This window comes from Mesorhizobium sp. M0037 (assembly GCF_040323635.1).
Taxonomy (GTDB): domain Bacteria; phylum Pseudomonadota; class Alphaproteobacteria; order Rhizobiales; family Rhizobiaceae; genus Mesorhizobium.
Genome location: NZ_JAMYVB010000011.1, coordinates 217223 through 225318 on the forward strand (window position 1 = coordinate 217223; position 8096 = coordinate 225318).

At 59.2% G+C, this 8096-nt stretch carries 4 protein-coding genes; 1 reads left to right on the forward strand and 3 read right to left on the reverse strand.

The genetic code is table 11. The features are described 5' to 3' along the window. Positions 1 to 648: 648 nt before the first annotated feature. From NKJ78_RS18545 to NKJ78_RS18555, 3 genes are all read right to left on the reverse strand, one after another. Complete coding sequence (locus NKJ78_RS18545) at positions 649 to 2652, reverse strand: class I tRNA ligase family protein (RefSeq protein ID WP_352562595.1); 2004 nt, start codon at positions 2650 to 2652, stop codon at positions 649 to 651. Positions 2653 to 2975: 323 nt separating this feature from the next. Further along, the gene (locus NKJ78_RS18550; RefSeq protein ID WP_352562596.1) at positions 2976 to 3755 is read right to left on the reverse strand and encodes a phytanoyl-CoA dioxygenase family protein; all 780 of its coding nucleotides are present in this window, start codon (positions 3753 to 3755) and stop codon (positions 2976 to 2978) included. A gap of 495 nt (positions 3756 to 4250) precedes the next feature. After that, positions 4251 to 5555: a lysine N(6)-hydroxylase/L-ornithine N(5)-oxygenase family protein gene (locus NKJ78_RS18555; protein WP_352562597.1), complete on the reverse strand. Its 1305-nt coding sequence runs from the start codon at positions 5553 to 5555 to the stop codon at positions 4251 to 4253. A gap of 1465 nt (positions 5556 to 7020) precedes the next feature. On the opposite strand from NKJ78_RS18555, the gene NKJ78_RS18560 reads away from it, so the two are divergent. Then, on the forward strand, positions 7021 to 7716 hold the full coding sequence (locus tag NKJ78_RS18560; RefSeq protein ID WP_502901624.1) for an OmpW/AlkL family protein: 696 nt from the start codon (positions 7021 to 7023) through the stop codon (positions 7714 to 7716). Positions 7717 to 8096 lie beyond the last annotated feature (380 nt).

Consider the following 8096-nt stretch of genomic DNA (forward strand, 5'->3'; position numbering starts at 1 on the left):
AGGGATCTATCTCTCCCGCGACGGCGAAGACCTCGTGAATGTTAAGGAGGATACGCTTGCGATTTGGCGGCCCTCGCCGAATACTTCAGGCGAAGGGCTGTGCGTTGCGCGGGTCTGATTGGAAGCTTGTGCACCATGCTGGATCGTGAACGCTGGTTGTGAGCAATCCCGCTTTCGAACCCCAATTTGAAGCTGCTACATTCCGATTGTCAGTTTCAGTTGTTCTTCGGCTGAATGCCGCGCTGGTACAGTCCCGGACAGAATAGAAGATAGCATCACGCAGGCATTCGCATTCACATTGGTGATCGGCGCACGTTCCAGGCGCCAGGTTGACCAAGCGGGTCGAATCGCATGACAGCCTTGACCCGCTGGAGGACGGAATTCCGATGCCGCAGAGGTTGGTTCAGCGCAGTCGAGCCCACACGGCATTGCGGCACGAACAGCAAGGGCTGGGGAGCGATCGGCCGAGCGGTCCTCGAAGCCGCGGGCCAGGGTTGTCGACGACGCGCTGGTTCAGGTCAGCTAATCTAGTATCTACCGTTTGATGGCGGCTTGGTCGCCCCAGTGACAGCATATTTGGCATGGTCGGATTTGGTTGCCGCGCAGATCTGGTCGAGATTGGGACAGCTCACTGGTGCTGCTTTGGGCTCATAGTGCTTCCTCCTCATCGAGGTGAGGATTGCCGGACTTGGCGTAGAACACCAACACGGGTCTGAGATCAAAGCGCGTCCCGGGTGCGAGGCGCTGGACGGACCGGGGCCATGTTTCGGTTGAGACGCCATCGATGCCTCGCGCCAGCGTTCTGGCGAATCGGGGCATTAACGGAGCGACTGTCGGTGCCATGATCGCAGCGGCCGTCGTCTGAAGGGCTAGCGAAGTTCGATTACGGGCTGGATAGAAACATCGCGCAGCCGCATAGTCTCGCGCCCGACGGTAGATCACGCAATCGCGCACGAAATCGCAGGCCTGAGCGGCCGCGTGCCGGACCGAGAAGCCTTCGTCCGAATATGCCCGTTCCATCGCCGCGCGATAGATCTCTATCCGAGCAAAGAAGGCGCGGTCGACTGGGCTCCAGTCGCCTGCATCGGGTATACGGCCGGCAAAATCCTGCTTGATTTCCTGGTCCAACGCATCAAGCCAGTTCAGCCAAATGCCTTGGAAGACCTCCTTCTCGGTGCGGCGCAGCCCGTCCAGCGTGAAATCCGTCCGCTCCCCTTCCGGGCGTGTCAGGCCCAAATGGAGGCGCACGACGTCGACTGTCTTTGGGCTCAGAACCTCCTTGCCCCAGACCGCATGGCGGCAGCTGGTTGAGAACTTCTTGCCGTCGAGCAGGTAGAACTCGTTGACGTGATAGTGGATGCGCGGCGTCCAGTGGGGGAAGACCTCGGCGTAAAGAGCAGGGTAGAGTAGCGCGTGGTAGAAGGAATTGTCGAAGCCGAAGAAATGGACAATCTGCCAATCGCTGCCGGGCACCTCCGCCTTCCAGTCGCGACCCAGCGAGCGGCCGAGCGCCTGGATTGCGTAAAGAAAACCGAAGGCCATCTCCGGCCAGACCCAGATCACTTGCCCCGGGAACCCTTCGGCCGGCAGGCCCCAGTCCGAGGGGTGGGTAATGGGCACTGAAAATTCGCCGCGTTGGCGTAGGCGCGCGAAGAGATCCAAGATGCGTAGCGGGACGCCTGATGCCCTTAGATGCCGGTCGATATTGTCGTAGCAGCGGTCCAGGACAAGTTCCGGACGGCGGAGGGAGCCGACCAGCGGCGCTTCGGCAGACTGCCGTGACCGCGCTGCACCCAGGTCATGGCAAAGGTTTGGGGCGCCGCATTCCTCGCAGATGTTGCCGGCGGCGGAGCCGCCGCAATCGGGGCAGAGGCCTCTAACATCCGGCTCATAAAGATAGTGGCCTGTCACAGCATCGAAAAGCGCAGGGCTCTGGCGCAGATCTACCGCCGTGCTGCTCAGAAGAGTTCGGAAACACGCGGCTTGAAATTCGCGGTAACCGTCATCGCCCATTGTGGCTTGGAAGCTGTGGACGTCACAATCGAGAAGTGCAAGCGTGGCGCGAATCTCGTCGGAGTAGTAGCGCGCCACGTTTGCAGGCGTGTATTGATCGTTAGCGGCGCGTGTCGCGACGTAGCTCTGGTAATCGTCGCTTCCGGTCAGGTGATACGCCTCGACTCCTTTCATGCGCAGGAAACGGGTATAGACGTCGGCGCCGAAATAGGGGCCAGAAAGATGCCCCAGATGCAGATCGCCATTTGGCGTTGGCGGCGCGGAGAAGACGAAGGTCGGCCCGCGTGGAGCCGTGGTCTTTGCAGCGGCATCAAGGGCGGCCTCGCCGTCTCGCCAGTAGACATCGACGAAATCCAGGTCTTTGTTCCCGTCATTGCGCAGCACATGCGCTTCAAAAGGATGGAACAGGACGACGTCGCCGGCCTCGACCGAGATTTCCCCAAGGTCGGTGGTGACCTTGCCCGCACCAGACAGGACCACGAAGGCCTCGACTTCGTCGTGCCGATGGGGCTCGGATGTGACCCCCGGTCCAACCTTTCCAAACGAAAACCCGGTGCGAGCGCTGCCCGTTCCAAGCGTGGCCGTGTCGATGCCGAACGCCCGCGACAGCTCCGTTCGAGAAAACGTGTATTTGCGCATGACAACGAACCTAAGCTGTTGAAGAGTGGGACGGACCTTCGGCTGCCAACGAACAGCCTCAAGTGCACTTCATGGAGAGAAACGGCAGCCCGACCCGTTGGCGGCCCGGCCAGGATAGTGCAGCTCTGGGCCGGCAGGCGGGCGACCAAGGGGGCGCTAGTCGGGCTGTAGGCACACAGAAGACCGCCTGCGACCACCTCCACAATCCACTTTCCAAAGCGTCCGATGCTCCGCGAGCCCGCAAATCAGACCGCCATACCGTCCGCGCATTTTTGAGCGCGGTCGATCAGTTCGTGTGCATGCCTCCGCCTGGCTGCGTGAGCTCAATCGCGATAGAAGATGCCATTTGGGGGCTTGAGATTCTCGAGATCGGCCACTTTGCCCTCGGGCGGGTTAAGGGCGCGCTTAAGCACGTTATATTCAGCGCGGGTCGGCCCACTGGTTGAGGCACGCTGGAACACCAAGTAGAGTGTCCGCCGAGAAGGATTGCTTTTGTTGGGTCGTGAGTAGTGCGGTGCGTAATTGTCGAAGATGAAGATGTCGCCAGCCTTCCATACCACGGGTTCCCAGGAGAACGTTTCGGCGACTTGAGGATAGATCACCCCACCGGCATCCATGGGAAAGACCCCCTTTTTGTGGTTGCCGGGGCTGAAGAAAAGCCCGCCGTTTTCCGGGTCGGAATCGTCGATGCCTATGGCAACCACCGCATGGACCATCCGGTCGGGGAGTTTGTGTGGAATGTGATAAATGTCCTGATGCGGGAGATAGCCGCCGCTGTCGGGGTAGTGGAAAATAAGCAACTCCTTGAGCCTGCGCGAATCTTCTCCAAGCAAATCATCGACTGCTGACTTTATGCGCTGATCTTCTAAGAGCAAAAGAAGCAATGGATCATGTAAGTCGAGAAAATTCTCGATCTTGGATATGATCTTTCGATTGTCCGTCGTCTTCTCGAACCACATGAGCCATTTATCATCGCTGACATCCCAGCGTGACACATCTTCGACAAAATTAGAGATATCTTCCTGAGCCGCTGGCGCAAAGAAGCTTTCGAGCCTGACGTATCCGTCTTTCTGCCACTTGTCTCTTTGTGTATCAGTCAACATGCGAAAAGCCTCCTGTTGGAAAGACTGGTTGGTCGGACCCAATTAGGGCAGTCGGGCGCTGGCTAGTTGCGGTCCACGGAGACGCCCACGCATGTGGGACGGCGATGCTAAGTGCGTACCGCTCCGACGGATTTTGTCCGCAGAAGCTCGGCGCGTGACTGCCTATGTCATGCTCAGCCGGGTCCAGGGCTTCGGTAAACTGGGCCGGATCAACCGCCTCACCCGGTCCAGCCACGACACGCATCGTTAAAGGCCGGCACCATCCGCTGACCGCCGACCCAGCCATGGCCCCCAAGACCACGGCGCTCTTTCGAGTGCGCGACCTGGTACGGCCTTGACAATGGTAGGGGAAATGCACGCCCCCAGAATAATGCGATGCGCCGCTTGGTCCAAGAACTTGTTCGGTCACGATGATTTCGGAGAAGCCTCCGGCCTTCGCAGCGGAGGCGGACATCATTCCCAGGATGCCACCGCCGATGATCAGAAGTTTACGAGTCATATCCCGCTGCCCATTTCTTCGGCTACGGGGGTGGGCCAGCTCTCGATCGACGTATGGCTGATGAAGCCAGGATGCTCGGGGTTCGCGCATGGCGCGCGCCCAAGAAGGCTATCGAGGATGCGGCGCGCGCGCCAGGCCAGCAGGCTTAGGTTCGGATCGGCCAGGCCGCGCTGCCCGAGGCTCGCGTTTTGTACGAAGATGCGTCTGTCACGCGGTCCGTCCCAGCTCACCGAAAAATCCTCGCGAATAGCTAATTCATTGTCGATATGCTCCAGCCGGTGCGCGATAGGTTCCAAGAAGTCTGGGATCGCGTTCTCGTAACCGGTGGCCAGCACGACGATATCAGCCCTGACTTCTTCGACCTCGACCATGCCGTGCTGCAGGGTTAGCCTGTGACCCGCGCCGGCGTTGATGCAGTGCGAGACGGTGCAGCCCGGCCGCAGTGTGATGTCGGATCGGTTTGGCTCGAAAAATGCGTGGCGGTAGAGCGCCTGATAGATCGCCCGCAACGTGCTTTCTGAAATGCCGTCCGAGGCAAGCACGAAACGCCGCAGGAGCAGCTTACGCTGCGACTCGCTCATGGCCGCGAAACGATCCGAAAAGCAGGGCATGAACAACTCGTTTGTAAACGGGCTGTTGTCCAGAGGCAGATAATTTTCGCGCTGCGAGACCCAATTGATCGAGGCAGGCCGCCGTTCTTTCGGCAGGCTGATAAGATGCAACATCACCTCGGCTCCCGACTGTCCTCCGCCGACCACGCAGACATGCTTTCTCCGCACCTCAGGGTGGATGTGCAGTAAAACAGATGAGTGGAACAGGTTGCGTCCAGTCCAGCCCTGGAACTGAGGCGGAATTTGCGCCTGCTTGCCAATGCCGACCACGACGTCTCTGGCGCCGAGAACCGCCTTATCCGTCCGCACCCGAAACTCGCCGTCAAAGCGGATTTCGCGCACTGTCTCGCCGCCACGCACAAGTGGGTTCCTGTGGAAGACCCAGTTCAGGTATTGTTCGAACTCCACTCTAAGCACGGCTTCGAACTGTGCGTTCAGGAAGTGATACAGACGCCCGTTCTCGTGCAGGAAGTTGACGAAAGTGTAGGCTGATCGCGGATTCACTAGAGTGACCAAGTCCTTGAAGTGGCTGACCTGGAGCTCCGAGGAATCGAATGCACTGCCTGGATGCCAGCGGAAGTCGACCTGCCGATCCAGGAACACCGCACCTTTCCCAACTTGTTCGTGTAGCTGACACGCAAGGCTCAAATTGGACGGGCCAGCACCGACCCCAACGCAAGATAACTCCACTGCTTCCTCCTATAGAGTTTTCCCACTAGGCGGCTTGTTCGCGGCGAATATCGGCCGCAGCCGCTGCCCCCCCCTCGCGGACGTTCGGAGCACCGGTCCCGACCGGGTTTGCGAGAATTTGTCCAGCGCGTTCGGTCGTCGAATGTAGACCGGAGCATTCCAGCGCGGTGAAATCGAGGGGTCATGCCGGCGACGTGGGGCAACGACGTATGTCTTTCCGTTGGTCTGGATGGCGTCGCCGTCACGCGAGACGCTTTGCAGGCCCATTAAGGTGTTTGAAGCCGGCCCAATCGCCGGCCCGACCGTGACGCGCCGGCCTTTCGGCGGCTTGATGGCAGGCGAGAGCGCGGTGTTCACTACGGCGACGGCATTTTCGGTGCGCATGATCATGGACGGCGTCTCGCTGATGCGTTCGCAGAGTCCCATGCATAGGCCGTGCCAGAGAAGGAAACTTTATTAAACAAAGGGTTGGCGGATTTACGATCCTGTCCGAAATCCGACATTGAGGGGGACGCTTCAGGGGGGGCGCCCGATTTGCACTTCGGATGTCGCCTTTTTCCGAATAGCTAATCGGGCACCCTCTGCATCAGAATACTTCTCTTATGGAGACCAGCACAGTCTTCATGAACGGACAGTGCAGAACCCTGCGTCTCTGCCGGACAGATCACGATGTGCCGTGTCCATCGAGCTCAGCAGTTGCAAGAGCTCCCAGCTCCTGCCCTATCGTGCTGTTGCACTGGCTCGATCCCTATATCCTCGGAGGCCTCGACATGAAGAGTGACGCAAACTCATGTCCGCCGCGAGGCCTCTCTCATGGGGAAGCAATTCTCTATGGTGGTGAAGGATCGATGCTCATGCTCAGATGGTCGCGGATGGGCGGATGCCCGGCCTAAGCGCATCGATGAATCTCTGTACAGATAGCCGGAACAGAATTGGTTAGGACCATTCTGCCGGTCCAAAGCACGACGCCATTCCATCCCTGCGGCTCAATCCAGGCGGAGGGATGAGGCAGCAGTCTTTCGCGCGCCTACCGGTCGGCCAGGAATGGGAGCCCTCGTAAACGCAGTCATTCGATGATCGCCGCCGCGGAGCTCCTCAGGCCGTGCCGTGCTCGACACCGGCGACGTCGTGGTGTCAATCGCCCCGTCGCCGACGTAGATGAAGCTCGGCCAGTTGGCGGTGAGCTTCACTGTTATTCCGCAGTGCCCACCGAGCTCGCACAGGAGGTTCTATCAGGGCGGTCACGGCTGCACTCGTTGTCGGGTCTGCGACAAAGTCGACATGAGGCACACGGCAGTCAGAGCCATGTCATTGTTGTGAAATGATTTTCTCGTTTGGCACGACACGTGCAAGACTATCCGCAAACGCGCTGCGGCAAGGACTGAGAGCGCTCCGCCAATCTCACGCACTTTGCAAGAGTTTCGTAGTTCAGTGCATCATTTCTGAAGAGCAAGGAGAGAATATCATGGCGAGAAAGCGAATGGGCGTGGCGCGGGGCGTAACAGCGGCGATCGTCCTGATTCTGATGGGACAGCAGGCCGTGGCGGCCGAGCTTGCGCAAGCCGCGAGCGTCCAGCAGGCTGGAGCCGCGGTCACGGAATGGCCAAATCCTTGGCAGGTCCGCCTGCGCGCGTTGGGGGTCATTACTGAGGATTCGGGCTACGTCAATGCAGTGCCCGGCTCCGGCCTTTCATATTCGAACACTGTGACGCCCGAACTCGATATCTCCTATTACTTCACGGACAACATCGCCACGGAGCTTATCCTCGGCACCACCTATGCCAACATTGAGGGCCAAGGAGCGATCGGCGCGCTGGGCAATGTCGGCAAGGTTTGGCTTCTGCCGCCCACGCTCACATTGCAGTATCATCTTGCCAATTTCGGCGCTTTCAAGCCCTATGTCGGCGCCGGCGTGAACTACACGATATTCTATAACCAGCATGCCGGCAGTGCCGATGCTCTCAAGGTTAATAACACGTTCGGCACCGCGCTGCAGGTCGGGTTCGACTACATGGTGGATCAGCATTGGGGCGTCAATTTCGATGTGAAGAAGCTTTTCCTCAAGCCAGACTTCGACGTCACAGTGGACGGCGCGAAGCAGACGGGAAAGGCGGAGCTCGATCCCTGGTTGATAGGCGCAGGTGTCACCTACCGCTTCTAACAACGAAAGGTGAAGGCGCTGCTGATAGCCGATCGAAATGAAGGGCGCGCCTTGTGCGCCCTTTTTCCGTCGGCCCTGAACGGGCGACACTTGAAGAAGCCATTGTAGAGGGGCGACCGCCTCCTCCTGCGAACCAAGAAGGGTGACCCTGATCAATGCGGGCTCGACTAACGCCTGAAATGGAGGTGTTTAGATGCGCTTCGATCAGGAGGGCTATTGGGTATTGTTGATGGAATGCCAAGGTTAGGGCCTCCGGCATTATTCTCCCGGACGAAATGTTTGAGCTATGCGCCTGGATCGTGTCCCGCGGCGTGGTGTAGCTGGCGGCATTAGTCGCCGTGCTCTCCGGCATGGGCCGGGCTGATCAGCGCGCCACGGCT